The sequence below is a fragment of the Streptomyces sp. BA2 genome (genome assembly GCF_009769735.1).
Classification (GTDB): domain Bacteria; phylum Actinomycetota; class Actinomycetes; order Streptomycetales; family Streptomycetaceae; genus Streptomyces.
The window spans coordinates 3,818,463-3,844,618 of sequence record NZ_WSRO01000002.1 but is presented as its reverse complement, the minus strand read 5'-3'; the positions used below and the strand labels follow the sequence as shown (position 1 = coordinate 3,844,618).

General features: G+C 70.2%; 22 protein-coding genes. 16 read left to right on the top strand and 6 right to left on the bottom strand.

What is annotated here, in order from left to right:
• The first annotated feature begins 488 nt into the window (after positions 1–488).
• Positions 489–2,081, top strand: coding sequence for a D-alanyl-D-alanine carboxypeptidase/D-alanyl-D-alanine endopeptidase (gene dacB / locus E5671_RS19995; RefSeq protein ID WP_202121189.1), 1,593 nt, complete (start codon positions 489–491; stop codon positions 2,079–2,081).
• On the opposite strand, the gene E5671_RS19990 is transcribed toward dacB, so the two are convergent.
• Positions 2,005–3,285 (bottom strand): MFS transporter, encoded by a 1,281-nt coding sequence (locus E5671_RS19990; protein WP_160505331.1) that lies wholly within the window; start codon positions 3,283–3,285, stop codon positions 2,005–2,007. The genes dacB and E5671_RS19990 overlap by 77 nt on opposite strands.
• 105 nt (positions 3,286–3,390) lie before the next feature.
• Between E5671_RS19990 and E5671_RS19985 the strand changes: the two genes are divergently transcribed.
• The 5 genes from E5671_RS19985 to E5671_RS19965 all read left to right on the top strand — a co-directional run bounded on the left by E5671_RS19985 (position 3,391) and on the right by E5671_RS19965 (position 10,549).
• A complete protein-coding gene (locus tag E5671_RS19985; RefSeq protein WP_336605794.1) occupies positions 3,391–4,413 on the top strand; it encodes a LysR family transcriptional regulator in 1,023 nt (340 codons plus the stop codon).
• A gap of 154 nt (positions 4,414–4,567) precedes the next feature.
• Positions 4,568–5,344, top strand: a complete 777-nt coding sequence (locus E5671_RS19980) for a hypothetical protein (protein ID WP_202121188.1) — start codon at positions 4,568–4,570, stop codon at positions 5,342–5,344.
• Positions 5,341–7,614 (top strand): glycosyltransferase, encoded by a 2,274-nt coding sequence (locus E5671_RS19975; protein ID WP_160505330.1) that lies wholly within the window; start codon positions 5,341–5,343, stop codon positions 7,612–7,614. The genes E5671_RS19980 and E5671_RS19975 overlap by 4 nt, the downstream gene beginning before the upstream one ends.
• The gene (locus tag E5671_RS19970) at positions 7,611–8,861 is read left to right on the top strand and encodes an acyltransferase family protein (RefSeq protein ID WP_160505329.1); all 1,251 of its coding nucleotides are present in this window, start codon (positions 7,611–7,613) and stop codon (positions 8,859–8,861) included. The genes E5671_RS19975 and E5671_RS19970 overlap by 4 nt, the downstream gene beginning before the upstream one ends.
• A gap of 224 nt (positions 8,862–9,085) precedes the next feature.
• Positions 9,086–10,549, top strand: coding sequence for an RICIN domain-containing protein (locus E5671_RS19965; protein ID WP_160505328.1), 1,464 nt, complete (start codon positions 9,086–9,088; stop codon positions 10,547–10,549).
• On the opposite strand, the gene E5671_RS19960 is transcribed toward E5671_RS19965, so the two are convergent.
• Both E5671_RS19960 and E5671_RS19955 read right to left on the bottom strand, forming a co-directional pair.
• Positions 10,533–11,177: an NAD(P)-dependent oxidoreductase gene (locus E5671_RS19960; protein WP_160505327.1), complete on the bottom strand. Its 645-nt coding sequence runs from the start codon at positions 11,175–11,177 to the stop codon at positions 10,533–10,535. The two genes, E5671_RS19965 and E5671_RS19960, sit on opposite strands and share 17 nt — an antisense overlap.
• A 47-nt stretch (positions 11,178–11,224) precedes the next feature.
• A complete protein-coding gene (locus E5671_RS19955) occupies positions 11,225–12,193 on the bottom strand; it encodes an EamA family transporter (protein WP_160505326.1) in 969 nt (322 codons plus the stop codon).
• A 128-nt stretch (positions 12,194–12,321) separates the two neighbouring features.
• On the opposite strand from E5671_RS19955, the gene E5671_RS19950 reads away from it, so the two are divergent.
• The 3 genes from E5671_RS19950 (at position 12,322) to E5671_RS19940 (ending at position 15,798) form a co-directional block, all read left to right on the top strand.
• Positions 12,322–12,849, top strand: coding sequence for a MarR family winged helix-turn-helix transcriptional regulator (locus E5671_RS19950; RefSeq protein WP_160505325.1), 528 nt, complete (start codon positions 12,322–12,324; stop codon positions 12,847–12,849).
• 313 nt (positions 12,850–13,162) lie between these two features.
• Positions 13,163–14,509, top strand: coding sequence for a nitrate/nitrite transporter (locus E5671_RS19945; protein ID WP_237330200.1), 1,347 nt, complete (start codon positions 13,163–13,165; stop codon positions 14,507–14,509).
• A 131-nt stretch (positions 14,510–14,640) separates the two neighbouring features.
• On the top strand, positions 14,641–15,798 hold the full coding sequence (locus E5671_RS19940) for a uroporphyrinogen-III synthase (RefSeq protein WP_160505323.1): 1,158 nt from the start codon (positions 14,641–14,643) through the stop codon (positions 15,796–15,798).
• Here the strand turns inward: E5671_RS19940 and E5671_RS19935 are convergent.
• Positions 15,750–16,373: an anthrone oxygenase family protein gene (locus E5671_RS19935; protein ID WP_237330199.1), complete on the bottom strand. Its 624-nt coding sequence runs from the start codon at positions 16,371–16,373 to the stop codon at positions 15,750–15,752. The genes E5671_RS19940 and E5671_RS19935 overlap by 49 nt on opposite strands.
• Before the next feature lie 166 nt (positions 16,374–16,539).
• Between E5671_RS19935 and E5671_RS19930 the strand changes: the two genes are divergently transcribed.
• The 6 genes from E5671_RS19930 to E5671_RS19905 all read left to right on the top strand — a co-directional run bounded on the left by E5671_RS19930 (position 16,540) and on the right by E5671_RS19905 (position 23,482).
• A complete protein-coding gene (locus E5671_RS19930) occupies positions 16,540–17,127 on the top strand; it encodes a CGNR zinc finger domain-containing protein (protein ID WP_160505322.1) in 588 nt (195 codons plus the stop codon).
• A gap of 116 nt (positions 17,128–17,243) precedes the next feature.
• Entirely contained in the window at positions 17,244–17,828 is a 585-nt protein-coding gene (locus E5671_RS19925; RefSeq protein WP_160505321.1) for a sigma-70 family RNA polymerase sigma factor, read from the top strand.
• Positions 17,825–18,616 carry a zf-HC2 domain-containing protein gene (locus tag E5671_RS19920; RefSeq protein ID WP_160505320.1) on the top strand — a complete coding sequence of 264 codons (792 nt, stop codon included), beginning with the start codon at positions 17,825–17,827 and terminating at the stop codon, positions 18,614–18,616. Before E5671_RS19925 ends, E5671_RS19920 begins: the two co-directional genes overlap by 4 nt.
• 93 nt (positions 18,617–18,709) lie before the next feature.
• Positions 18,710–21,055: a HelD family protein gene (locus E5671_RS19915; RefSeq protein ID WP_336605793.1), complete on the top strand. Its 2,346-nt coding sequence runs from the start codon at positions 18,710–18,712 to the stop codon at positions 21,053–21,055.
• A gap of 404 nt (positions 21,056–21,459) precedes the next feature.
• Positions 21,460–22,905 (top strand): NAD-dependent malic enzyme, encoded by a 1,446-nt coding sequence (locus E5671_RS19910; protein ID WP_160505319.1) that lies wholly within the window; start codon positions 21,460–21,462, stop codon positions 22,903–22,905.
• A 295-nt stretch (positions 22,906–23,200) separates the two neighbouring features.
• Entirely contained in the window at positions 23,201–23,482 is a 282-nt protein-coding gene (locus E5671_RS19905) for an HU family DNA-binding protein (RefSeq protein ID WP_016645140.1), read from the top strand.
• Between the two features lie 95 nt (positions 23,483–23,577).
• Here the strand turns inward: E5671_RS19905 and murA are convergent, their stop codons facing one another.
• Positions 23,578–24,918 carry a UDP-N-acetylglucosamine 1-carboxyvinyltransferase gene (gene murA, locus E5671_RS19900; protein ID WP_160505318.1) on the bottom strand — a complete coding sequence of 447 codons (1,341 nt, stop codon included), beginning with the start codon at positions 24,916–24,918 and terminating at the stop codon, positions 23,578–23,580.
• 253 nt (positions 24,919–25,171) lie between these two features.
• Here murA and E5671_RS19895 point away from each other — a divergent pair, with 253 nt between their 5' ends.
• A complete protein-coding gene (locus tag E5671_RS19895; protein ID WP_160505317.1) occupies positions 25,172–25,777 on the top strand; it encodes a YqgE/AlgH family protein in 606 nt (201 codons plus the stop codon).
• Positions 25,778–25,911: 134 nt separating this feature from the next.
• On the opposite strand, the gene E5671_RS19890 is transcribed toward E5671_RS19895, so the two are convergent.
• On the bottom strand, positions 25,912–26,094 hold the full coding sequence (locus tag E5671_RS19890; protein WP_160505316.1) for a hypothetical protein: 183 nt from the start codon (positions 26,092–26,094) through the stop codon (positions 25,912–25,914).
• Positions 26,095–26,156 lie beyond the last annotated feature (62 nt).

Genomic DNA, 26,156 nt, shown 5'->3' with positions numbered 1-26,156 from the left:
CGCTCCCGGCGCCTTGCTCCGGGACGGGCGGTCGGCCGCCGTGTCCCCGCACTCGCCGTCCTGCCCTGCTGCCGCCGGACGTCGGAAGCCCCGGGCTGGGGGCGGGCTGCCGGGCGCCTGCCCTTGGCTGTGTGTTGCTGGGCTGGGGGTGGGGTCGCCGTGCTGCCGCTCCCGGCGCCTTGCTCCGGGACGGGCGGTCGGCCGCCGTGTCCCCGCACTCGCCGTCCTGGTCCTGGGCTGACGGCGTGACCCGCGCCTGCCCTTCCTGCCCTTGCCTGCCTGTTGTTGGGCTGAGGGTGGGGCGCCGTGCTGCCGTGCTCGCCCCCCTGCCCCCGGCCTGGCTGCGAGACCTCGCCGCCCCGCACCTGCCCCCCCCACGCTCCCAGCCCCACCGGGGGACCAAAAACCGCCAGGCGATCTGTCCCACGCCGTACGTGGCCGGAGTGGGGGCTGTTGTGGAGGGGTGGAGTCGGGGATGCTGCTGGGTCATGAGTAGACCCGTGAGACGCGTCAACGCCCGTATGCGCCACTGGATCTGGCCCGCCGTGCTCGGCGTCGCGGCTGCCACCCTCTCCGTCAGTTCGCCCGCCGGGGCCGACTCCGACCGCAGCGGCCTGCCCGAAGCCATCGACACCATCCTCGGCGATCCCCGGATGGAGGGCGGCGCGGCGAGCGTCGTCGTCGCCGATGCCGCGTCCGGTGACGTGCTCTACCAACACCTGCCCAGCGGGCGCCTGATGCCCGCATCCAACACCAAGCTGCTCACCTCCGCCGCGGCCATGGAGCAGCTCGGGCCCGACCATCGCTTCACCACCGATGTGCTCAGCGATGGCAAGCGGCACGGTTCCACCCTCTCCGGGAATCTGTATCTGCGCGGCACCGGTGATCCGACCACCCTCGTCGGGGACTACGAACGGCTCGCCGCGAAAGTCGCTGACTCGGGCGTCCGGCGGGTCTCTGGGCGCCTCGTCGCTGACGACACCCGGTTCGACGACAAGCGCATCGGCGACACCTGGGCCGGCGACGACGAATTCGCGTACTACGCCGCCCAGATCTCCCCGCTGAGCGTCGCCCCGGACACCGACTACGACACAGGGACCGTCATCGTCGAGGCCTCGCCCGGTGCGAAGGCCGGGGACAGGCCGAAGGTGACGGTGACCCCGAAGACGGACTACGTGGACGTCGACAACAGTGCGAAGACCGTCCCCGCGGGTGGCGAGGACACGCTCACCATCGAGCGCGAGCACGGGACGAACACCATCACGGTCACCGGGACCGTCCCCGTGGGAGGTGGTGCCACCAAGGAGTGGATCACCGTCTGGGAGCCGACCGGATACGCGGCCGCCATCTTCCGGGACGCGCTGAAAGGGCACGGGGTGCGCGTGAGCGGGCCCACCAAGGCCGGGATCGCCACCCCCAAGGGCGCGCGGCAGCTCGCGTCGCACGACTCCATGCCGTTGAAGGAGCTGATGATCCCCTTCATGAAGCTCTCCAACAACATGCACGCGGAGAACCTCACGAAGGCGATGGGGCACGAAGCGACGGGGCGGGCCGGAAGCTGGCCGGACGGGATCGCATCCATCAGCGCCTACTTGAAGACCGCCGGTGTCGATCCCGGCAAGCTGCGCCACGTCGACGGATCCGGGCTCTCGCGTAAGAACAACGCCCCCGCCGACCAGCTGATCAAGCTGCTGCTCTCGGCGAAGGGCGAGCCTTGGTACGCCGACTGGTACAAGTCGCTTCCGGTGGCCTGCGACCCGGACAAGTTCGTCGGCGGCACCCTGCGCACGCGGATGTGCGGGACGCCGGCGGCCCTCAACGTACGGGCGAAGACAGGGTCGTTGACCGGGGCGTCCGCTCTTTCGGGGTACGTGAAGGACGCGGGCGGGCGTGAGCTGGTGTTCAGCATCATCCTGAACAATTACATGCCTTCGTCGGTGAAGGCCCTGGAGGACGCGATCGTCGTGACGCTCGCCAAGTCGACCGAGGACGAGGCCGTGCTCGTCAGGCCGCGCTCGGAGCGTGGGGCCGAGCCGAGCGGGGATCTGGAGTGCTCGTGGCGCAAGCCTGCGCGATGCTGAGCAGCAGCGCGCAGCACGCGGCGGCGACCGGCACCGCGTAGCCCTGGGCGGCACCGAGGTGCTCCACCACCCAGCCGCCGCACGCGGCGCCGCAGGCGATGCCCCCGAGGAGACCGGTGACGGCGAGGGTCATGCCCTCGTTCAACCGGCCCTCGGGGGTGCGCTGTTGGATCAGCGACATGCCGGTGACCATCGTCGGGGCCGTTGCCATCCCGGCGACGAGGAGAGCCCCGGCGAGCACAAGGAGTGAGCCGGTGAGCGTGGCGGCCAGGAGCGGCAGCGTCATCAGGACCGCCATCGCCACGGCACACAGGACGTGGCGGCGGTGCGCGGGCCCGCCCGGCTTGACCGTCCCGTAGAGGAGGCCCGCCGCGCAGGAGCCCGCGGCCTGGAGCGCGAGGATCGCGCCCGCGGCGGCCTTGTGGCCCTGTGTGTCGGCGTAGGCGATCGTCACGACCTCCATCGAGCCGAAGACGGCGCCCGTGGCGAGGAACGCGGCGAGCAGGGTGGGCATCCCGCGCGCGTGGAGGGGCGACTTCTCCTTGACCGTCGTACGTCCACGGGGCGGCGGTTCCGTCCCGCGCTGGGCGGCGAAGAGCAGCACGCCGGTCAGGAGCAGCACGACTCCGATGAGGGTGCCCGCCTCCGGGAAGAGCGCCCCGCACAGGAAGGCCGCGAGGACGGGGCCGAGCATGAAGCACAGCTCGTCCGCGGCCTGTTCGAAGGAGTTGGCGGTGTGCACGGCCCGGTCGTCATCCTTCAGGAGGTGGGCCCAGCGAGCCCGGGACATGCCGCCGGTGTTGGGGGTGGTCGCCGTCGCGGCGTACGCGGCGAACAGGGTCCAGTCGGGCGCTCCGTAGTGCACGCAGAGCAACAGCGCGAGCGAGCCGAGCGCGGCGGCAGCGGTGGCGGGGACGGCGATCCGCGCCTGGCCGTGCCGGTCGACGAGCCGTGCCGTCCAGGGCGCCACGACGGCGGTCGCGGCGAGGCCCGTCGCGGTGACGGCACCGGCGAGCGCGTACGAACCGCGTGCTCCGGCGATCATGATGACGGCGCTCACGCTGAACATGCCCATGGGGAGGCGGGCGATGAGGTTGCCGATGGTGAAGGCGGTGGCTCCGGGTATCCGGAAGAGACGGGCGTAAGGGTTGCGGCGGCGGGGCGCACGGGGTTCGGCGGGCGGCATGAGTTCGGCGGGCGGCATGCGATCACCCTCACCGGGGCGGCGGTGTGGGGTCCAACACCTTCTGGAGTCCGACTCACGCACTTCCGTTGTAAGTCCCCGGGGTGATGGCTGTAAGTTCCCGGCGTGACAGCAGAGCCGCCAGCGCAGCCCCGCATACCCCGCGCACCCCGCGACCTGGAGCCCCGCCTCCTGCGCGCCTTCATGGCCGTCTCCGAAGAGCTGCACTTCACGCGGGCCGCCGCCAGGCTGTACGTCGCCCAGCAGGCGCTCAGCCGTGATGTGCGGCGCCTGGAGCGGGAGTTGGGCGCCGAGCTGTTCGTGCGGACGACACGGCAGGTCACGCTGACCGCCGAGGGGGAGCGGCTGCTGCCGTACGCGCGGCGCGTCATCGAGGCACAGGACGACCTGACCGCTGCCTTCGCGCGCGGCACCGGAAACGGCCGTGCGGCACGCCCGCTGCTCGTGGACCTGAACAGCCCGGGGCTCACCTGTGGGCGTGTCCTGGAGCGGGCCCGCGAACTCGCCCCGGACTGCGAGCTGATGGCCCGCTTCGAGAGCGGGCTCACCGGGGCCGCAGCCGAGATCCTTGCCGGACGGCTAGACGTCTCCTTCGGGCGGTACGCCGGGCTCGAACCGGCGCTGCGGGCGCGGCTCGCCCAGCAGCCCGTGCGGTACGAGCCGATGGCGGTGCTGCTGCCGCTCGGCCACCCCCTGGCCGAGCTCGACGCTGTGCCGCTCGGCGCGCTCGCGGGGGAGAGCGTGTACGCGGGGGCGGGAAACCCCCGGACGCTGGAGTGGACCGACCTGGCGCATCGCCTTTTCGAGGGACGCGGGATCGACGTGGCGGCGCCCGCGCCCCTCGCCGTGGGCCCCGAGGAGTTCGGGCGGATCATGGCCAAGAACCGGACCCCCGTCCTCACCGCGGTGGACTTTCCGGCCATGCCCGAGTCGGTCCTGCGGCCCCTGATCGACCCCATTCCGCTGTCACCGGTGTCATTGGTGTGGAGAAAGGGGCTCGCGCACCCGGGGGTGGACGCTCTGCGCGCGGCCGCGGCCGAGCTCGCCGCCGCAGAGGGGTGGCTGCGGAGGCCCGAAGACGGGTGGGTTCCGGCCACAGATGCACTCATCATGATGAGCCTGGACTGACGGATTAGTACGACTGTCACCGCCGTGCGCTACATTCATGGTCCGGGCGCGGTGTGATAGGGGGGCGCTCGGACCGGGTGGGGGCCCGGTCCGACGGCAAGTTGCCCGGAGTCGTGCGCGCCCGAGTCAGGTTATGTGGGGGTTGTGCGTACGCATGGAGAATTGGCGAGAAGATGCCCTACCAGAACACACCCATGATCCGAACGAGGTCACCGTTCAGATCGACGGGGTGGGGCGGCAGCTGGCGGACCTGTCCGCCGAGAGTGACCAGAACGCGCCTGACGGGCCGGTTTTCGTCGATGAGACGGGCCGCCGCAGCCGGAGGTACCGCCGGATAGGCGTGATCGTCGGCATAGCCTGCGCCGTCTACGCGGTGATCATCGTGAGCACCCTGCTCTCGGGCAACTCGAACGCGCCCTGGCTCCCGATCGACCCCAAGGACGAGAAGCCGGCGAGCAAGGTGGACACACCGAACCGCCCGGCCGACTCCCTCGACCCCTCGGCCTCACCCGGCGCGACCCCGTCGCCCGGAGCGTCGGAGAGCGACACCACCGCCCCCGCGACCGGTGACGACGGCGGGGCCGACCCGTCGAAGACGGACGACGGCAAGGTCGAGCCCGGCGATTCGCCCGCCCCCGGCCCCACGGGCGGCGACAAGCCCGACCCCGACCCCACGGACGACGGCGGGGACCCCGACCCGACCGACGACCCCACGAAGCCGGACCCGGACCCGGAGCCGACCGACGACCCCACCACGCCGGACCCGGACCCGTCGCCCGAGACCCCGGGCGCCGGCGGCGCGGGCGGAGGCGGCGAAGTCTCCGCAGTGCAGCCCGCCGCCGCCCCACAGTCCCCGCAGAGCGCCCAGGCGGTCGGTTACCTGTCCCCGCGAGGCGCCGGCAAGCAGCCCTCGGAGGGCGCACAGCAATGAACTCCCGCACCAACAGGGGCCGGCCCGCCGGCTCCCGGCACAGTCACGCCCAGCCCCGGAACACTCGCACCCAGACCCGCGGCGGCGGTGGCGGCGGCCGACGCCGCGCGCAGCCGGCCCGCGGCGCCAAGCGGCGCAGACTCCCCTTGCGCTATCTCCTGCCCCTGCTGCTCCTGGTCGCCCTGATGGCGATGCTCATGCTGCGCGGCTACACCCACAGCGAGATCCTCGCCGACCACCGCGTGCAGCCGCCCGCGGCCACCGACAAGGTCCCGAAGAAGGTCCTCGAAGACGGCGGCCCGGTCATCGACACCCGCGGCGGCCACGAGGACACGCTGAGCGTCCCCCACCACCGCCTCGTGCTGACCTTCGACGACGGCCCCGACCCGGAGTGGACCCCCAAGGTCCTCGACGTACTGAAGAAGCACGACGCGCACGGCGTCTTCTTCGTCACCGGCACGATGGCGTCGCGCTACCCCGACCTGGTCGAGCGCATGGTGGACGAGGGCCACGAGGTCGGCCTGCACACGTTCAACCACCCCGACCTGTCGTACCAGTCCAAGAGCCGCATCGACTGGGAGCTCTCGCAGAACCAGCTCGCCCTCGCGGGCGCCGCGGGCATCCGCACCTCCCTCTTCCGCCCGCCGTACTCCTCCTTCTCCGACGCCATGGACAACAAGTCCTGGCCGGTGACGAAGTACATAGGCAGCCGCGGCTATCTCACCGTCGTCAACAACACCGACAGCGAGGACTGGAAGCGCCCCGGCGTCGACGAGATCATCCGCCGCGCCACCCCCGAGGGCGGCAAGGGCGCCATCGTCCTGATGCACGACTCCGGAGGCGACCGCTCCCAGACGGTGGCCGCGCTCGACACGTTCCTGCCCGATCTGCAGGACAAGGGCTACCGGTTCACCAACCTCACCGAGGCCCTGGACGCCCCGAGCGCGCACGCGCCGGTCACCGGCCTCGATCTGTGGAAGGGCAAGGCCTGGGTCTTCCTCGTCGGAGCCTCGGAGAAGATCACCGGCGTACTCGTCGTCGCCCTCGCAGTGATCGGCTTCCTGGTCATGGCCCGCTTCGGCCTGATGCTGCTGCTCTCCGCGGTGCACGCGCGCAAGGTGCGCAAGAAGGGCTTCCGCTGGGGCCCCGACATCACCGAACCGGTATCGGTCCTCGTTCCCGCCTACAACGAAGCCAAGTGCATCGAGGCCACGGTCCGTTCGCTCATGACGAGCGACCACCCCATCGAGATCATCGTCATCGACGACGGTTCGTCGGACGGCACCGCACTGATCGTCGAGGGGCTTCGCCTGCCGAACGTACGCGTCGTGCGCCAGCAGAACGCGGGCAAACCGGCGGCCCTCAACAGGGGCATAGCCAACGCCCGTTACGACCTCATCGTCATGATGGACGGCGACACGGTCTTCGAGCAGTCCACCGTGCGCGAGCTCGTGCAGCCCTTCGGCGACCCGCGCGTGGGCGCCGTCGCGGGCAACGCGAAGGTCGGCAACAGGGACTCCCTGATCGGCGCCTGGCAGCACATCGAGTACGTGATGGGCTTCAACCTCGACCGCCGGATGTACGACATGCTCGGCTGCATGCCGACCATCCCCGGCGCCGTAGGAGCCTTCCGGCGTTCGGCGCTCGAACGGGTCGGCGGCATGAGCGACGACACGCTCGCCGAGGACACCGACATCACGATGGCGATGCACCGCGACGGCTGGCGGGTCGTGTACGCCGAGAAGGCGCGCGCGTGGACCGAGGCGCCGGAGACGGTGCAGCAGCTGTGGTCGCAGCGCTACCGCTGGTCGTACGGCACGATGCAGGCGATCTGGAAGCACCGCCGCTCGGTGATCGAGTCGGGTCCTTCGGGGCGCTTCGGCCGGGTGGGCATGCCGCTGGTGTCGCTGTTCATGGTCCTGGCACCTCTGCTCGCGCCCCTCATCGACGTATTCCTCCTGTACGGCCTGGTGTTCGGCCCCACCCAGAAGACGATCATCGCGTGGCTCGGCGTGCTCGCCGTCCAGGCGGTGTGCGCGGCGTACGCCTTCCGGCTCGACCGCGAGCGCATGACCCATCTGATCTCGCTGCCCCTCCAGCAGATCCTCTACCGGCAGCTGATGTACGTCGTGCTGCTGCAGTCCTGGATCACCGCCCTGACCGGAGGCCGCCTTCGCTGGCAGAAGCTCCGGCGCACGGGCGTCCTTGGAACTCCGCCCTCGATCCCGCAGCAGCGGACGGGCAGCCCTGACCGGAGGCCCGTCGCATGACCTACCCCACGCAGCCGATGCCGCAGGTGCCGGCGCCTTACGCTCCCGTGGCCCCCGCCCCGGCGGCTCCCGCTGCCGCCAAGAAGCCGGGCCGCGACCGCTACTTCGACGTACTGCGCTCGCTGGCCCTGGTCCGCGTCGTCATCTACCACCTCTTCGGCTGGGCCTGGCTGACGATCCTGTTCCCCTCCATGGGCGTGATGTTCGCGCTGGCGGGCGCACTGATGGCGCGCTCGCTGAAGCGCCCGGCATGGGGCGTGATCAGAGGCCGAATACGCCGACTGCTGCCGCCCATGTGGGCGTTCAGCGCGGTGGCACTCTTCCTCCTGTTCTACGGCGGGTGGAACGTGACCAAGGACCCGGACCACGGGGACACGTGGGGCCTGGTCAGCATGCTCAACTACGTGTTCCCGATCGGCGCCCCGCCCTTCCCCTGGCACATCGGGGACAAGGCGGGCCTCCTGGAGGACACCTGGCCCGCCCAGGCGGCGGGCCCTCTCTGGTACATCCGCGCGTACCTGTGGTTCGTGATCGCATCGCCGCTCCTCCTGTGGGCGTTCCGCAGGGTCCCGTGGGCCACGCTCTTCGCCCCCCTCGCCCTGACCGCGGTGCTCGCCACGGAGGTCGTCAAGATCCCCGGCGAGACGGGCAACGCGGTCTCGGACTTCGCGGTGTACGGCAGCTGCTGGGTCCTCGGCATGGCCCACCAGGAGGGCGTACTCGCCCGCGTACCGCGCTACGTGGCGGTGTCGGTCTCGGCCCTGATCATGGCCTTCGGCCTGTGGTGGGCCTCGGGCCATCTGGGCCCGGACGGCTGGGACCTGAACGACATCCCCCTCGCCCAGGCGGCGTGGTCCTTCGGCTTCGTGGTCATCCTCTTCCAGTACTCACCTTCCTGGCAGGAACTGCCGGGCCGCCTGAAGCGCTGGGACAAGCTCATCACCCTCTCCAACAACCGAGCGGTGACGATCTATCTCTGGCACAACCTGCTGATCATGGCCACGGTGCCGATCATCGACATGGCGTACGACCTGCCGTTCATGGAGGACGAGCGCTGGAGCTCGGCGCTGGACTCCACGTACATGCTGTGGATGACGGTCCTGGTCTGGCCGCTGATCGGTCTGATGGTGATGGCCGTGGGCTGGCTGGAGGACATCGCCGCGAAGCGGAGTCCGAGGCTGTGGCCGAACGGGGCGAAGTCGCGCCGGGCCGCGGTGCCTGCGCGAGGGGGTGCGCACCGGGGCTGAGACTCCCCAGCCGGGCGCTTGCAGAGGGCCGACCACCAACTGGTGGTCGGCCCTCTGCGTTTGCCGTGCGTTCAGTGTTGACGTAAACATCCGGCACATTTACGGTCCCTCAACAGACATCAACATGACCCAACAATTAGAGACGCCGGTGAGAGGTGCCGGTGACAGATGTCCGAGAGAACGCCCGCTCGCGTCCACCCCCACCTTCGAAGAAGGGACCTTCGATGTTCCGACGCGCCCGCAGACCCTTACTGGCCGCCATCCTGGCCGTGGTGTGGTTGGTTGCCGCCGGCCTCCCGGCGCATGCCGCGCCGGTCACCGTCACCAACGGGACCCAGTTCACGGACACCACGGGCGCAGGAGTGCACGCCCACGGCGGTGGAGCCGTCAAGGTGGGTGATTTCTACTACTGGTTCGGCGAGAACCGTCACGCGGACAACACCTTCAAGGCCGTCTCGGTCTACCGCTCCTCCGACCTGAAGACGTGGGAGTTCAGGAAGAACGTCCTGACGCAGGAGAGCGACCCGGAGCTCTCCGTCGCCAACATCGAGCGGCCCAAGGTCATTTACAACAGCGAGACCCGCAAGTTCGTCATGTGGATGCACAAGGAGAACGGCAAGGACTACACCGAGTCCCGCACCGCCGTGGCCGTCTCCGACACGGTCGACGGCGACTACAGCTGGAAGGGCAGCTTCCGGCCGCCGAGCGGGACCACGTCCCGTGACATGACGCTGTTCAAGGACGACGACGGCACCGCGTACCAGATCTCGTCCGGCAGCGAGAACGCCGACCTCTTCATCTACAGGCTGACGGACGACTACACGGCCTTCGACAAGGAGGTCGCCAACCCCTGGCCGAACCAACACCGTGAGTCCCCGGCCCTGTTCAAGCGCGACGGCGTCTACTTCATGCTGACCTCGGGCACCAGCGGCTGGTACCCCAACCAGCAGAAGTACGCGACCGCCGAGAGCATCACCGGCCCCTGGTCGGAGATGAAGGAGGTCGGCGACGCGACCGCTTACGGCTCCCAGACCGCGTACGTCCTGCCGGTGCAAGGCAGTTCAGGCACCTCCTACCTCTACATGGGCGACCGCTGGGGCAACTCCATGGGCGGCACGGTCAACGACTCCCAGTACGTCTGGCTGCCGCTGGCCTTCCCGACCAGGACCACCATGAGCCTGCCGTGGTACCCGGAGCTCTCCGTCGACACCGACACCGGAACCGTCAAAGGCGTGGGAGGCGGACCCCGCTACAGCCTCACCGCCCGGCACAGCGGCAAGTGTCTCGACGTCTCCGACGCCTCCTCCGCCGACGGCGCGGCCGTCGTGCAGTACTCCTGCGACGGCGGTCTCAACCAGCAGTGGCGCTTGGAGGACGCGGGCGACGGATACGTACGGGTCCTGGCGCAGCACAGCGGCAAGTGCCTGGACGTGGCGGACGAGGCCACCGGGGACGGGGCCTTCGTGAACCAGTACCGGTGCGGTTCCGGCGCGCACCAGCAGTGGCGCTTCGAGGACCGGGGGTCCGGGGGCCGGGGAGACGACACCTACCGGCTGGTCTCCCGGCACAGCGGCAAGTGTCTCGACGTGGCGGACGAGTCCACCGGCGACGGCGCCCGACTCGTCCAGTGGACGTGCGGCAACGGTGCCAACCAGCAGTTCAAGCGGGAGGTCAGTAGCCCGCGGTGAAGCGGGTGCGGCGGTGCTCGGGGCGCTCGGCCTCGTCCAGAAGGGCCGCCGCCAGATCCTCCATGGAGATGGATGACTTCCCCTCGGCGTCGACGATCAACTCGTCGGCGCCGAGCCGGTAGGTGCCGGTGCGGACGCCCGGTTCGAGCAGGGCGGACGGGCTCAGGTACGTCCAGTCGACGTCGGTGTCGGCGGTGCGGACGGCGTCGTACTGGGCGTTGGAGGCAAGGGCGATGTGCCGCCAGGCAGCGGGCACGTATGCGGGATCGTCGATGGCGAGGACGCCGCCGCTGCCGGGCACGGTCAGGCTTCCCGCCCCGCCGACGATCAGCAGACGGACGCCGGTTGCGGCAAGGCCGGCGAGCAACGCCCGGCTGATGGCGGCGTGTTCGGCCTCGCGGCCCGGTGCGGGTCTGGTGGCGTTCACCACGAGATCCTGCCCGGCGCTCAACTCGGCGACATGCTCGGGGACTCCGGCGTCGCCGGTGCGGTGGGTGGCGGCGGGGTGCAGGGAGGGGAAGCGGGCGGGTTCGCGGACGACGGCGGTGACTTCGTGGCCGCGGGCGAGGGCTTCGGTGACGACGCGGCTGCCGACGTTGCCGGCTGCGCCGAGGACGGTGATGCGCATGGGGGCTGCTCCTTGTGCGGGGCGGATGGTGCGGGGAGGGGGAGGGGCTACTGGCGTCGTTGTGCAGGGCGGCCTTGCCCGACCAGCACACTCGCTACGACGAGGACCAGCCCGCCCACCTGCCAGAGGGTGAGGGTCTGCCCCAGGAGGAGCAGCCCGGCGAGGGTGGCGACGACGGGGTTGGTCAGCCCGAGGAACGAGACGGACGACGCGGGGAGCCGCTCGATGCCGCGGAACCAGAGGGCGTAGGCGACGGCGGTGCCGATGATGCCGAGGTAGGCGTATCCGGCGAGGTTGGCACCGGTGAAGTGGCCAGGGAGACCTTCGAAGGTCAGGGCGACGGGAGCCAAAACCAGCCCACCCGCCGTGAGTTGCCACCCGGTGAGGGCAAGCAGCGAGACGCCTTCCGGCCGTCCCCATCGCTTGCTGAGTACGACGGCGAGGGCCATCAGCGTGGTGGCGGCCAGCATGGCCACGATCCCCGCGAGGTTGACGGATGCGCTGCCGCGCAGGACGAGCAGCCCGACGCCGACAACACCGACGAGCCCGGCGGCCAAGGTCCGCCGTGTGGGCCGCACCTTCAGAACCCCCACCCCGAAGCCCGCGACGAGCAGCGGCATGACGGCGCTGACGGTCGATGCGACGCCGCCGGGAAGGTGGTAGGCGCCGAAGAAGAGGAGAGGAAAGAACGCCCCGAAGTTGAGCAGCCCGAGCACCCCCGCCTTCCACCACCAGTCGCCGCTGGGCAGCCGCCGGGTGAGGGCGAGCAGGATGAGCCCGGCGGGCAGCGCGCGCAGGGCCGCGGCGAGCAAGGGGCGGTCCGGGGGCAGGAGTTCGGTGGTCGTGACGTAGGTGGTGCCCCAGGTGGCGGGGCCGATGGCGGCGAGGACGGCGGCGGCGAGAGCGCGGTTTCGCGGCGCTGGACCGGGGCGGCTTTGACCGGTGGGGCGGTGTGTGATGCGTGCGATGCGGCGTGCGGCGCTTGCTGTGCCTGCCTGCGGGCTGCTGATGGACATGGTGTGCTCCCCCTCGTTCCCCTGAACGCTGTTATTCTCAACGTTGAGATAAATATGAACCCTGGGTCTACGAACGTCAAGTATCTGAACGTTGAGAGATGCCCCAGGGCCCTGAGAGGAGTGCGGGAATGGCTGACCCTGAGGTGGTGGCCGACGCCATCGACGAGCTGCGCGCCCAGTGGCACCGCGAGCGCCCGGACATGGACGCGGCGGGCCTGGACGCGATGGCCCTGGTGGGCCGCATCAAACGGGCGGACCATCTGCTGAGCAAGGGAATGAAGCCGATCTTCGCCGAACACGGCTTGGAGTTCGCGGAGTTCGACGTCCTGGCGACGCTGCGTCGCGTCGGCGCCCCACACGAACTGACGGCGGGCGGCCTCATCAAGACGGCCATGGTGACCTCAGGCGCGATCACCAACCGCCTCGACAAGCTGGAACGCAAGGGCTTGATCGAACGCCACCCGGACCCGACGGACCGCCGCGCGATCCGCGTCCGCCTGACGGATGCGGGCCGGGAGTTGGTCGACCGAGCGGTGGTCGATCATGTGGCGAACGAGGAGCGGATGCTGGGGTCTTTGTCGGCGGATGACCGGCGGGCGCTGGATGGGGCGTTGCGGAGGCTGCTGATCTCACTGGGGGATACGCATCTGGGGTGAACCCGCGGTGGCCCCCCGGGGCCGGGGCTGGCCTTGAGGGTGCGTATCAGGGCGTGGAGGCGGCCGGGGGTGGTCGTGGCTACCCACCGCCCCCTCCGCCCAGCGGCAGCAGCGGCAGCGGCCGCGGCAGCGACAAGAACAAGGTCGCCCTCGACTGACCTGCCTCGACGCCCCCCCCGCGAGGGATCCTCACCGCCCGCCCCGCCCCCACGTGAGAGCAAAGTTCCCCGCCGGTCACCGCGTGCCACAGGGCTGAAACCCGTCCTCCCTACCTTCGGGTCATCAGCCGCAAGCCGTGGAGATGAGGCCTGTCATGTGGATCCAACGGTGGGACCCGGAGGACGAGAAGTTCTGGAAGGAGGAGGGAGGCGAGCGCGTCGCCCGGCGGAATCTGGTGTTCTCGATCCTCTCGGAGCACATCGGGTTCTCCATCTGGACCCTCTGGTCCGTGATGGTTCTGTTCATGGGGCCCGAGTACGGGATCGATCCCGCCGGGAAGTTCTTTCTCGTGTCCATGGCCACCCTGGTGGGGGCCGTTGTCCGCGTCCCTTACACCTTTGCCGTCGCCCGCTTCGGCGGGCGTAACTGGACGATCATCGCGGCCAGCGCGCTCCTCCTCCCGACCGTCGCGGCCTTCGTCGTCATGGAGCCCGGGACCTCCTACACCACATTCATGGTGTGCGCCCTGCTCACCGGCGTCGGTGGCGGAAACTTCGCCTCCAGCATGACCAACATCAATTCCTTCTTCCCGTTGAGGAAGAAGGGGTGGGCGCTCGGGCTCAATGCCGGGGGCGGCAACATCGGCGTGCCCGTCGTGCAGCTCGCCGGGCTCGGGGTCATCGGGGCCGGGGGCGGGCCCCGCGTGCTCCTGGGGATCTACATCCCCCTCATCTTCGTCTCCGCCCTCTGCGCCGCCCTCTTCATGGACAACCTCGCCACCGTGAAGAACGACACCGGGGCGGCGAAGGAGTCCGTCCGGGATGCCCACACCTGGATCATGGCGTTCCTGTATGTGGGGACCTTCGGGTCCTTCATCGGGTACAGCTTCGCGTTCGGGCTCGTCCTTCAGACCCAGTTCGGGCGTACGCCGCTGCAGGCCGCCGCCGTCACCTTCATCGGGCCGCTCCTCGGCTCGCTGATCCGGCCCGTGGGCGGGCGGCTCGCCGACCGGTTCGGCGGGGCCCGCATCACCCTGTGGAACTTCGTCGGGATGGGCGCGGCCACCGCCGTCGTCGTCATCGCCTCCATGCGGGAGTCGCTCGCCCTCTTCGTCGCCGCCTTCGTCGTGCTCTTCGTACTCAGCGGCCTCGGCAACGGGTCGACGTACAAGATGATCCCCGGGATCTTCCAGGCCAAGGCCCTCCAGAAGGGGCTCGACGGGGAAGCCGCCGCGGCCTACGGGCGGCGACTCTCCGGGGCCTCCATGGGGCTCATCGGCGCCGTCGGCGCGCTCGGCGGGCTCGGGATCAACCTCGCCTTCCGGCAGTCCTTCCAGACCGTGGGGTCGGGGACCGGTGCCTTCGTCGCCTTCCTCGTCTTCTACGCGGCGTGCTTCTGCGTCACGTGGGCCGTATACCTTCGCCGCCCGACGGCCGCCCCGGACTCCGGGCAGACCCCGGACGCGGAGACGAAGCCCCAGCTCACGTACGCGGAAGTCTGACGGAAGGGTGGTCGTACGCTGGTGTAACACGTACGACATCGTGATGATCCGGGGTTGTCACGGGCCGTTGGCAGGCTCGTCCAACCCCGGACCACCCATCGCGCAGTACTAGCGGGACGAGAGCAGCTGCCATGCACGCGACCCCTCAGAACGGTCAGCAGAACCAGAACGGCCCCCTCGCCGGATTCACCGTCGGCGTCACCGCCGCCCGGCGCGCCGACGAGCTCGGCGCGCTGCTCCAGCGGCGTGGCGCCACCGTCCTGCACGCTCCCGCACTGCGCATCGTTCCGCTCGCCGACGACAGCGAACTCCTCTCCGCCACCAAGGAGTTGATCGACCACGCGCCCGACGTGGTGATCGCCACCACCGCGATCGGGTTCCGCGGCTGGGTCGAGGCCGCCGACGGGTGGGGGTTCGGGGAAGCGCTCCTGAAGTGCCTGAGGGGCGTCGAGCTGCTTGCTCGTGGGCCCAAGGTCAAAGGCGCCATACGTGCCGCCGGGCTCACCGAGAAGTGGTCGCCCTCCTCCGAGTCCATGGCGGAGGTACTCGACCGGCTGCTCGAAGAAGGCGTCGACGGCAAGCGCGTCGCGCTCCAGCTGCACGGCGAACCGCTGCCCGGCTTCGTCGAGTCGCTGCGTGCCGGGGGAGCGGAGGTCGTCGGCGTGCCCGTCTACCGGTGGATGCCGCCCGAGGACCTCGCGCCCGTCGACCGGCTCCTCGACGCCACCGTCGCGCGCGCCGTCGACGCGCTGACCTTCACCAGCGCACCCGCCGCCGCGTCCTTCCTGGCCCGCGCCGAGGAGCGCGGCATGGCCATCGAGCTCTTCGCCGCACTCCAGCACGACGTCCTGTCCGCCTGCGTGGGACCCGTCACCGCGCTGCCGCTCCAGGCCCGCGGTGTCGACACGGTGCAGCCCGAACGCTTCCGGCTCGGCCCCCTCGTACAGATCCTGTGCCAGGAACTGCCCGCCCGCGCCCGTACGCTGCCCGTCGCGGGGCACCGCGTCGAGATCCGCGGCCACGCCGTCCTGGTCGACGACGAGCTGCGGCCCGTGCCGCCCGCCGGCATGTCGCTGCTGCGGGCCCTCGCGCGGCGCCCGGGGTGGGTGGTCTCCCGCGCCGAACTCCTTCGCGCGCTGCCCGGCACGGGGCGCGACGAGCACGCCGTGGAGACCGCGATGGCCAGGCTGCGTACGGCACTTGGCGTGCCGAAGCTCGTCCAGACGGTGGTCAAGCGGGGCTACCGGCTCTCGCTCGATCCGGCCGCTGAGTCGAAGTACGCGGACTGACGCGCACTGCCGCGCTCCCCGCTGTCCCGCCCCCGAGCCCCGTCCCGCCCCCGTACCCTGTCCCGCCCCCGCAGCACCAGCGCCCGCGCGAGCAGGCCGATCGCCACGGTGGAGAGCAGGGTCCGTACGGCGTTCCATGCCAGCCACGGGTCCTCGAAGTCCTCGCGCACAGCGGCCGGATCGCCGATCTTCGACGGATCGCCCGCGTCCGCGAGTTCGTCGTTCAGCGGCACGTTCACGACCGACGTGATCACGAAGGCCGCGAGATAGACGACGAGCGCGGCGAGGACCCACCGGTACGAGCTCGTGCCGCGCAGCTGCCACGCGGAGACGGCCGTGAAGAGCAGCGCGCCGAGGAAGCTCGCGAAGAAGACCGGGTTGTTGAACGCGTCGTTCATGTTCTGCATGACCTCGATGAAGACGCGGTCGTCGCTGCGCCCGAGGCCTGGCATGACACCGCAGGAGAAGATGTAGAAGGTTCCGGAGATCAGGCCCATCGTGACGATGGCGGCCCCGAGGACGGCCCCGGCGGCGCCCTGTCCCCGATGGTTCGTCTCGCGACTCTTGTCTTTCATGGGGCCAAGTCAACCGGGCGGCCGGATGCCGGACCATCGCTGCGAAGCGCACGCCCATAAGCGGGCGTCTCACCCCGCGCCCGGTGGCAGGGGTTCCGCCCCCGCCCAAGGCGAGGCACTGTAGGGGGAGCACTCACCGGTAACCCCACAAGGCGGTGACAGGCGCATGGCACTGGGCATGGACCCGGCCACGTACGAGCTGCGATTCGACTCCGGGCGGAGCTGTCTGGACCTCGTGGCGACGAACCATCCCGTGGAACGGCTCGACACCGTGGACCGGCTGCGCGCCTGGCTCGCGGGCGCCGGGCTCATCCCGGATCGCACGGCCCTGCCGGGGGCGGGCCCCGTCTGGCTCGTCGCCTTCCACGAACTGCGCTGCAACACCGGTCAGTTGGTGCTCGCCGAACTCGAAGGGCGGCCCGCCGACGCCGCGTTGGCCAGGGTCAACGCCCTCGCCGCGCCCGCGCCGCCGGCCCCGCGCGCCGTCCGGCGCCCCGACGGCAGCCTCGCCCGCGCCCTGGACGGCGATCCCGGCTGCGCGGCCCTGCTCGCCGCCGTCGCCCGAGACGCCGTCGACCTGCTCACCGACCCTGCCGCGCGCGCCCTGCTGCGCCAGTGCGAGGGCGACAACTGCCCCATCGTGTACCTGGACACGTCACGCGGGCGCCGCCGCCGCTGGTGCTCCAGTGAGGTGTGCGGCAACCGTGAGCGGGTGGCCAGACACCGGCGGCGGGCGGCGCTCGCGCGGGCCTGATCAAATTTCCGCGGGCCTGATCAAACTTCTTCGGCGCGCGGTTGAACACATCCGTTCCCGCCTACGTACATCCCCGGTGAGCCAGCCATGACGAAGAGCGGACACCGGAGGCAGACGTGCGCAAGGATTCCGCCGTGGCCGATGAGCGCCCGCAGGAACGTCCTCGCCGACATCGCCTGGTCCCCCAACGCAACGGACCGGACGAGGAGTTGATGCGCGCCCTCTACCGCGAGCACGCGGGTCCACTTCTGGCCTATGTGCTCCGCCTGGTGGCGGGAGACCGGCAGCGCGCCGAAGATGTCGTACAGGAAACGCTCATCCGTGCCTGGAAGAACGCCGGTCAGCTCAATCGTGCGACCGGTTCGGTACGCCCCTGGCTGGTGACGGTCGCACGGCGCATCGTCATCGATGGCCACCGCAGCCGGCAGGCCCGGCCGCAGGAGGTCGATCCGTCGCCGCTGGAGGTCATCCCCGCGGAGGACGAGATCGATAAGGCGCTGTGGCTGATGACACTCTCGGACGCGCTCGACGACCTGACTCCCGCGCACCGGGAGGTACTTGTCGAGACCTATTTCAAGGGGCGTACGGTCAATGAGGCGGCCGAGACACTGGGTATACCGAGTGGGACGGTGCGCTCGCGGGTCTTCTACGCGCTGCGCTCGATGAAGCTTGCGCTTGAGGAGCGGGGGGTGACGGCATGAACGAGTCCGACTACACCAGTCATGGCGCGCAGGGCGACGTGCACGAGACCGTCGGCGCCTACGCCCTCGGCATCCTGGACGACGCGGAGGCCACGGCCTTCGAGGGACATCTGGCGGGCTGCGAGTTCTGCGCGCGGCAGCTGGAGGAGTTCTCCGGCATGGAGCCGATGCTGGCCGCGCTCGCGGACTTCCCGGGGGCACACGGCGTACCGGCGATCGGCGAACAGCTCGCCGCGAGGCCGAGCCCGCGCCTCGCGGACCGGCTCGTGGACGAGGTCTCCGTGAAGCGTGCGCAGAAGCGCAGGCGCGGCATGTATCTGGTGGCCGCGGCGGCGGCGCTGATCGTGGGCGGGCCGCTCGCGGTCCTCGCGGTGAACGACGACGGCGGTTCGAAGGACGTGGCGGGCGAGCCGCACCCCACGAGCCCCGCCGAGGACGCTTTCTTCAACCACATGGACGACAAGATCAAGGCCACCGACCCGACGACCAAGGTCAGCGCCACGGTCGGCACGGAGAAGAAGGCCTGGGGCACGCACACGGTCCTGGAGCTGAAGAACGTGAAGGGCCCGCTCAAGTGCTCCCTGGTCGCGGTCGGCAAGGACGGTGAGAAGGAGACGGTGACCACCTGGTCCGTCCCGAAGTGGGGTTACGGCATCGAGGACAGCCCGAACAAGTGGGCGCGCAGCCCGTTGTACGTCCACGGGGGCGCCGCGATGGACCGGAACGACATCGACCACTTCGAGGTGACCACCCTCGCCGGTGACCGCCTCGTGGAGGTGGACGCGTAGGACAAGCGCACACGGAGGTCACACAGGGGCCCCCTTTCGCGTACGGTAGACGGCTGCTCGATTGGGCAGCTGCACGTCCGGAAAGGGGCCTCGGTGGCCGACGTACGCGACCGCGAGATCAGCGTCGAACAAGAACATCTCGACCAGGTCTACCGGCGTCTCGAGGAGAAGATCCACGAGGCCGAGTTCCTCATGACCGACGCGGCCAAGCGCTCCCAGGTCGGCACGCCAGGCGCGCTCGCCGAGCGGGACGCGCAGGTGTTCCGCGCGGGAGTGCATCTCAACCGCCTCAACAGCGAGTTCGAGGACTTCCTCTTCGGGCGGATCGACCTGCTGCTCGGCAAGGACGGCAAGAAGGGCCCGGACGGCGCGTACACGTCGGTCGAGCCGGCCGAGGACGCGGTGAGCGAGAACAACACCGCCCAGATCGCCGAGACCCTGCACATCGGCCGCATCGGCGTCCTGGACGCCGACTACTCCCCGCTGGTGATCGACTGGCGCGCCCCGGCCGCCGCGCCCTTCTACCGCTCGACGCCGGTCGACCCGGGCCGTGTCGTGCGCCGCCGGGTCATCCGCTCCAAGGGCCGCAAGGTCCTCGGCGTCGAGGACGACCTGATGCGCCCGGAGCTCAAGGCGACCCTGAACGGCGAGAGCCTGCCCGTCATCGGCGACGGCGCCCTGATGGCGGCGCTCGGCCAGGCCCGCAGCCACACGATGCGGGACATCGTGGCGTCGATCCAGGCCGAGCAGGACATGGTGATCCGCGCCCCCGCCGCCTCGGTGACGTACGTCGAGGGCGGCCCCGGCACCGGCAAGACCGCCGTGGCCCTGCACCGCGCGGCATACCTCCTCTACCAGGACCGCCGCCGGTACGCGGGCGGCATCCTCATCGTCTCGCCGACCCCGCTGCTCGTGGCCTACACGGAGGGCGTGCTGCCCTCGCTCGGCGAGGAGGGACAGGTCGCGATCCGCGCGGTGGGCGCGCTGGCCGACGAAGCCGCACCCGAGGGGGCGACTGTCTACGACTCTCCGGCGGTGGCCCGGGTCAAGGGCTCGTCCCGGATGCTGCACGTCCTGCGGAAGGCCGCGCGGGGCGCCCTGGAGAGCGGTACGGGCACGGCTGCCTCGCGGGGAGGCCAGCTCTCCTTCGGCGAGGACGACGAGGACGAGGGGCTCCAGACCCCCGCCGAGACCCCCACCCGCCTCCGCGTGGTCGCCTTCGGCCGCCGCCTGGAGCTGGAGGCCGACGCCCTGGGCCGCATCCGCCGCAACGCGCTCAGCGGCACCGCCCCCGTCAACCTGCTGCGCCCGCGCGCCCGCAAGCTCCTCCTGGACGCCCTGTGGTCGCAGTCCGGCTCCGCGGGCCGGCACAGCGACCCGGAACTGGCCGCCGAGCTGCGCTCGTCCTTCGACGAGGACATCACGTCCGAGGACGACTTCATCCGCTTCCTCGACGCCTGGTGGCCCGAACTCACGCCGCGCGCCGTGCTGTCCGCGATGGGCGACGAGCGGCGCCTGGGCCGCTGGGCACGCCGCGTCCTGAACCCGGGCGAGGTCCGCAAGGTCGCCCGCTCCCTCAAGCGCGACGCCCTGTCCGTGCACGACGTGGCGCTCCTCGACGAGCTCCAGTCGATTCTCGGTACGCCGCCCAGGCCCCGTAAGAAGAAGGACCTCGACCCCCTCGACCTGCTCACAGGCCTCGACGAACTGATGCCGCAGCGCGAGGAGTCCCAGCGCGAACGTGCAGAGCGGCTCGCCGCGGAGCGCACCGAGTACGCGCACGTCATCGTCGACGAGGCGCAGGACCTGACCCCCATGCAGTGGCGCATGGTCGGCCGCAGGGGACGGCACGCCACGTGGACGATCGTCGGCGACCCCGCCCAGTCCTCCTGGTCCGACCCGGACGAGGCCGCCGCCGCCCGCGACGAGGCGTTGGGCAGCCGCCCGCGCCGCCGCTTCACCCTGACCGTCAACTACCGCAACCCCGCCGAGATCGCCGACCTCGCCGCCAAGGTGCTCGCGCTGGCGATGCCCGGCTCCGAGTCGCCGTCAGCCGTACGGTCCACCGGTGTAAAGCCCCGCTTCGCCGTCGTACGCGACAAGGACCTCGGTGCCTCTGTGCGCGAGGAGGCGGCGCGGCTGCTCGACCAGGTGGACGGCACCGTGGGCGTCGTCGTGGCGATGAACCGCCGCGAGCAGGCGGCCAAATGGCTCGCCGGGCTCGGCGACCGTGTGGTGGCGCTCGGCAGCCTGGAGGCCAAGGGACTTGAGTACGACGCGACAGTCGTCGTCTCCCCGGCCGAGATCGCGGACGAGTCCCCGGCTGGCCTGCGCGTCCTGTACGTGGCGCTGACGCGCGCCACGCAGCAGCTGACGGTGCTGTCCGGCGAGCGCGACGACCCGGACGGGGAAGGCGTGCCGGACCTGCTCCGCGACTGAGGCGCAGGACCTGCTCCGCGAATGACTTCAGAGACTTGTCGGGACGGGAATTGCCTTACGGGGATCGTTTGTTACCGTTGATGTGGCACCGGCCCGATCCAAGCCCCCGGGCCCAACCATCGTCGCTACGAGCGACCACTTGCCGCGAGGCGAGCATGGCGGGTCGGTGTCATTAAGCGTTCGGAAGAGGCCCCCGTCACCACGTGACGGGGGCCTCTTCCGGTTTCAACCACCGGTTTCCGTTTCCCTCTACCGAGCGCCCCCAACTTCTCGTATGGTGGAAACTAGTTTCCGAAAAGCCAGTGAACGAAAAGTTCGCAATCCGAGGCGGCTACCACGTACTCAGTGGTAGGTGCGACGATCGGACGGCAAGAGCAACACGGTGAAAGCAGAGGAAGTCGGCCATGGCAACGGCGCCCAGCGTCTCCTACTCGAACACGGTCCGGTTGGAGGTGCCCGCGAGCGGCACCGCGGTCTCCCAGATCACCACGGCCGTCGAGTCCCACGGAGGCTCGGTCACCGGCCTCGACGTCACGGCTTCCGGCCATGAGGCACTCCGGATCGACGTCACGATCGCGGCGACCTCCACGACGCACGGCGACGAGATCGTCGCGCAGCTGCGCACCATCGAGGGCGTCACCGTCGGCAAGGTCTCCGACCGTACGTTCCTGATGCACCTCGGCGGCAAGATCGAGATGCAGTCGAAGCACCCCATCCGGAACCGCGACGACCTCTCCATGATCTACACCCCGGGCGTGGCCCGCGTGTGCATGGCGATCGCCGAGAACCCCGAGGACGCGCGCCGCCTCACCATCAAGCGCAACTCCGTTGCGGTCGTAACGGACGGTTCAGCTGTTCTTGGCCTCGGCAACATCGGCCCGAAAGCCGCGCTGCCCGTCATGGAGGGCAAGGCCGCCCTCTTCAAGCGCTTCGCCGGCATCGACGCCTGGCCGCTCTGCCTCGACACCCAGGACACGGACGCGATCGTCGAGATCGTCAAGGCGATCGCCCCCGGCTTCGCGGGCATCAACCTCGAGGACATCTCGGCGCCGCGCTGCTTCGAGATCGAGGCCCGCCTGCGCGAGGCCCTCGACATCCCCGTCTTCCACGACGACCAGCACGGCACCGCGATCGTCGTGCTCGCCGCGCTGACCAACGCACTTCGCGTGGTGGGCAAGGGAATCGGCGACGTACGCGTCGTCATGTCCGGTGCGGGCGCGGCCGGTACGGCCATCCTCAAGCTGCTCATCGCGGCGGGCGTCAAGCACGCCGTCGTCGCCGACATCCACGGTGTCGTGCACGCGGACCGCGAGGACCTGGTGGACGCCGCGCCGGACTCGCCGCTGCGCTGGATCGCCGACAACACCAACCCCGAGGGCGCCCGCGGCACCCTCAAGGAAGCGGTCGTCGGCGCCGACGTCTTCATCGGCGTATCGGCCCCGAACGTCCTGAACGCCGACGACGTCGCGGCCATGGCCGAGGGCGCCATCGTGTTCGCGCTCGCGAACCCGGACCCCGAGGTCGACCCCGCGATCGCCCGCCAGACGGCGGCGGTCGTGGCCACGGGACGCTCGGACTTCCCGAACCAGATCAACAACGTCCTGGTCTTCCCCGGCGTCTTCCGCGGCCTGCTCGACGCCCAGTCGCGCACCGTCAACACGGAGATGATGCTGGCGGCGGCGGGCGCCCTCGCGGACGTCGTCGCCGAGGACGAGCTCAACCCGAACTACATCATCCCCAGCGTCTTCAACGACAAGGTCGCGGGCGCGGTCGCCGATGCGGTGCGCAGCGCGGCGAAGGCCGCCGGGGTGACGGCCGGGGTCGCTGTGACAGGCGCCACGGCCCAGTAGTACGGCGCGTCGCGGAACGCAGGGCCCGTAAAGGCCCTCTAGGGTGGCGTGGAAGCGCGCCCCCGACTGCCACCTTCCAGGGGCGGTGAAGCTTTTCGTGTGACCCGCAAGGGGCCCGGATTGGCTTTCCCGCCGCAGGTGGGGGCAGGATGCCTTTCTGGGCGCGAGGGTCTGGATGACGGACCCGGGTCCGGGGCCTGACCGAGGACCCTGGCAGCATCGGCTTCGCTGTGCCCATCATGCGGCCCCGCCGCGTGGCACGCCTCAACGGCAAGAAGAACACGGGAGTACAAACATGAACCGCAGTGAGCTGGTGGCCGCGCTGGCCGACCGCGCCGAGGTGACCCGCAAGGACGCCGACGCCGTGCTGGCGGCGTTCGCCGAGACCGTCGGCGAGATCGTTGCCAAGGGCGACGAGAAGGTCACCATCCCCGGCTTCCTGACCTTCGAGCGCACCCACCGTGCCGCTCGCACCGCCCGGAACCCGCAGACCGGCGAGCCGATCAACATCCCGGCCGGCTACAGCGTCAAGGTTTCGGCGGGCTCCAAGCTCAAGGAAGCAGCTAAGGGCAAGTAGCCTTAAGCAGTACGTAGAAGGGGCGGTCACCCAGTGGGTGACCGCCCCTTCTATATGCCGTACAAGATGGCCTCAATCGCCGGCCGGGCTAAAAACTACAAGGTCGCCCTGCCCGGCAGTTCCACCTTCGCGCCGAGCTCCACGAGCTTGTCCATGAAGTTCTCGTAGCCGCGGTTGATCAGGTCGATGCCGTGGACGCGGGACGTGCCCTGCGCCGCGAGGGCCGCGATCAGGTACGAGAAGCCGCCGCGCAGGTCCGGGATGACCAGATCGGCGCCCTGGAGCTTCGTGGGGCCGCTCACGACCGCCGAGTGGAGGAAGTTCCGCTGCCCGAAGCGGCAGTCGGAGCCGCCGAGGCACTCGCGGTAGAGCTGGATGTGTGCGCCCATCTGGTTGAGCGCGGAGGTGAATCCGAGCCGCGACTCGTACACCGTCTCGTGCACGATCGACAGACCCGCGGCCTGCGTGAGTGCCACGACAAGCGGCTGCTGCCAGTCCGTCTGGAAGCCGGGGTGCACGTCCGTCTCCAGGGCGATCGCGTTCAGCGAGCCGCCCGGGTGCCAGAAGCGGATGCCCTCGTCGTCGATCTCGAAGGCACCGCCCACCTTCCGGTAGGTGTTCAGGAACGTCATCATCGAGCGCTGCTGGGCGCCGCGGACGTAGACGTTGCCTTCGGTCGCCAGGGCCGCGGAAGCCCAGGAGGCGGCCTCCAGGCGGTCCGAGAGGGCGTGGTGGTTGTAGCCGCCCAGGCTGTCGACACCGGTGACCCTTATGGTCCGGTCGGTGTCCATCGCGATGATCGCGCCCATCTTCTGCAGTACGCAGATGAGGTCTTCGATCTCGGGTTCGACGGCGGCGTTCGAGAGCTCGGTGGTGCCTTCCGCGAGAACGGCGGTCAGCAGGACCTGCTCGGTGGCGCCGACGGACGGGTACGGCAGCTTGATCTTCGTGCCGCGGAGCCGCTGCGGGGCCTCCAGGTACTGGCCGCCCTCGCGCTTCTCGATGGTGGCGCCGAACTGGCGGAGCACCTCGAAGTGGAAGTCGATCGGCCGGCCGCCGATGTCGCAGCCGCCGAGGCCGGGGATGAAGGCGTGACCCAGGCGGTGCAGGAGCGGCCCGCAGAAGAGGATCGGGATCCGCGAGGAGCCCGCGTGCGCGTCGATGTCCGCGACGTTGGCGCTCTCCACGTGCGAGGGGTCCATGACCAGCTCGCCCGGCTCCTCACCGGGACGGACCGTGACGCCATGCAGCTGTAGCAGCCCACGTACGACGCGCACGTCGCGGATGTCCGGGACATTGCGCAGCCTGCTCGGAGCGCTGCCGAGCAGCGCGGCGACCATGGCCTTGGGCACGAGGTTCTTCGCGCCGCGGACACGGATCTCGCCCTCCAGCGGGGTTCCGCCGTGGACAAGCAGTACATCGTCGGTGACGGTCATGAATCTCGCGTTCCGATTGGATGGACGGGTGGACCAAAGGGCAAGGGTAATGGGCGTGTACCCCCCTTCCGTAAGGCCAAGGGTGCGCGAAACACGTCAGGAGTTCGTGACAACACGAACCGTTCGGAACCGGACACTCCGGGTCACCGCCGAAAGTGTGCGCTCCAGCCGCTTCAGTGCGCCCTGAGCTGCATTCACTCCCGTAAGGGCATTGCCTCCCCGGATGGGGCAAAGATGCGGGATCATGTGGTCCATGACCGAGGTGTCCTCGCTCACAGGGCGGCTGCTCGTGGCCACACCTGCCCTGGCGGACCCGAACTTCGACCGCGCGGTGGTGCTGCTTCTCGACCACGACGAGGAGGGCTCGCTCGGCGTGGTCCTCAACAGGCCCACGCCGGTGGACGTCGCGGACATCCTGGAGGGCTGGGGCGAGCTGGCGGGCGCGCCGGGCGTGGTCTTCCAGGGCGGCCCCGTGTCTCTCGACTCGGCGCTCGGCGTGGCGGTGATCCCCGGGGAGGAGGGCACGGCCCCCGGCTCCCGGCCGCGGCCGCGGCCGGGCAGAGGGGAGCCCATCGGCTGGCGCCGCGTGCACGGCGCGATCGGCCTGGTCGACCTGGACACACCTCCCGAACTCCTGGCCCCGGCACTCGGCTCGCTGCGGATCTTCGCCGGCTATGCGGGCTGGGGCCCGGGCCAGCTGGAGGACGAGTTGGTCGAGGGCGCCTGGTACGTGGTCGAGTCCGAGCCGGGGGACGTGTCGTCGCCGGCCCCTGAGCGGCTGTGGCGAGCGGTGTTGCGGAGACAGCGGAGCGAGCTGGCGATGGTGGCTACGTATCCGGATGATCCGTCGTTGAACTGAGGGGGCGGCGGGGGACCCAACTGGGTTCGTCGACGTCCGAGTTCACCGTGGGATTCGTACTTCTGTACGTTGCGAACGTAATTCTTCTCGTTGTTTGGCTCAGAAGGGGCCTTGTCGATGGCGGACACGGCGACTCAGGTGTGACTGCTCTTCCGGCGCGTGCGGTCCGCGAGCTGCTGAAGGGGGAAGCGGCCCGCGCTCACTCGCCTCTTCGTCGGGCCGGCGTGCGCATGGGCGGCGTACTGGTCGGGCGGCAGCGCGGGGCGCTGGTCGTGCACGCTGACCCGTACGTGGTGAGAAGCGAGGCGTGCGAGCACCAGCACTTCTGGTGAACTCGGGCTGCATAGGTGGACGTTGGCGACAACGTCTGGCGTGAGCT